The organism is Photobacterium sp. R1, from assembly GCF_054600795.1.
Genome location: NZ_BAAHZP010000036.1, coordinates 1 through 1381 on the forward strand (window position 1 = coordinate 1; position 1381 = coordinate 1381).

At 53.5% G+C, this 1381-nt stretch carries 1 rRNA gene; it reads left to right on the forward strand.

Going from position 1 to position 1381, the window contains the following annotated elements:
• Window positions 1–1361, forward strand: a 23S ribosomal RNA gene (locus ACYP03_RS23770); the annotation flags it as partial.
• Window positions 1362–1381: the final 20 nt, after the last annotated feature.

Genomic DNA, 1381 nt, shown 5'->3' on the forward strand with positions numbered 1-1381 from the left:
TGAAGTCATTGATGCCATGCTTCCGGGAAAAGCCTCTAAGCTTCAGATAGTAAGGAATCGTACCCCAAACCGACACAGGTGGTCGGGTAGAGAATACCAAGGCGCTTGAGAGAACTCGGGTGAAGGAACTAGGCAAAATGGTACCGTAACTTCGGGAGAAGGTACGCTGCCGGCGGTGAAGAGACTTGCTCTTGGAGCTGCTGGCAGTCGCAGATACCAGGTGGCTGCAACTGTTTATTAAAAACACAGCACTGTGCAAAATCGAAAGATGACGTATACGGTGTGACGCCTGCCCGGTGCCGGAAGGTTAATTGATGGGGTTATCTTCGGAGAAGCTCTTGATCGAAGCCCCGGTAAACGGCGGCCGTAACTATAACGGTCCTAAGGTAGCGAAATTCCTTGTCGGGTAAGTTCCGACCTGCACGAATGGCGTAATGATGGCCACGCTGTCTCCACCCGAGACTCAGTGAAATTGAAATCGCAGTGAAGATGCTGCGTACCCGCGGCTAGACGGAAAGACCCCGTGAACCTTTACTACAGCTTGGCACTGAACATTGACCCTACATGTGTAGGATAGGTGGGAGGCTTCGAAGCAGGTACGCCAGTATCTGTGGAGCCGTCCTTGAAATACCACCCTTGTAGTGTTGATGTTCTAACGTCGCCCCGTTATCCGGGGTGCGGACAGTGCCTGGTGGGTAGTTTGACTGGGGCGGTCTCCTCCCAAAGCGTAACGGAGGAGCACGAAGGTGGGCTAATCACGGTCGGACATCGTGAGGTTAGTGCAATGGCATAAGCCCGCTTAACTGCGAGAATGACGGTTCGAGCAGGTGCGAAAGCAGGTCATAGTGATCCGGTGGTTCTGAATGGAAGGGCCATCGCTCAACGGATAAAAGGTACTCCGGGGATAACAGGCTGATACCGCCCAAGAGTTCATATCGACGGCGGTGTTTGGCACCTCGATGTCGGCTCATCACATCCTGGGGCTGAAGTCGGTCCCAAGGGTATGGCTGTTCGCCATTTAAAGTGGTACGCGAGCTGGGTTTAGAACGTCGTGAGACAGTTCGGTCCCTATCTGCCGTGGGCGCTGGATGATTGAAGGGAGTTGCTCCTAGTACGAGAGGACCGGAGTGAACGAACCGCTGGTGTTCGGGTTGTGTCGCCAGACGCATTGCCCGGTAGCTAAGTTCGGAACAGATAACCGCTGAAAGCATCTAAGCGGGAAGCTGGCCCTGAGATGAGTCATCCCTGAGACTTTAAGTCTCCTGAAGGGCTGTTCGAGACTAGAACGTTGATAGGCAGGGTGTGTAAGCGTTGTGAGGCGCTCAGCTAACCTGTACTAATTGCCCGTGAGGCTTAACCATACAACACCCAAGGGGTTTTA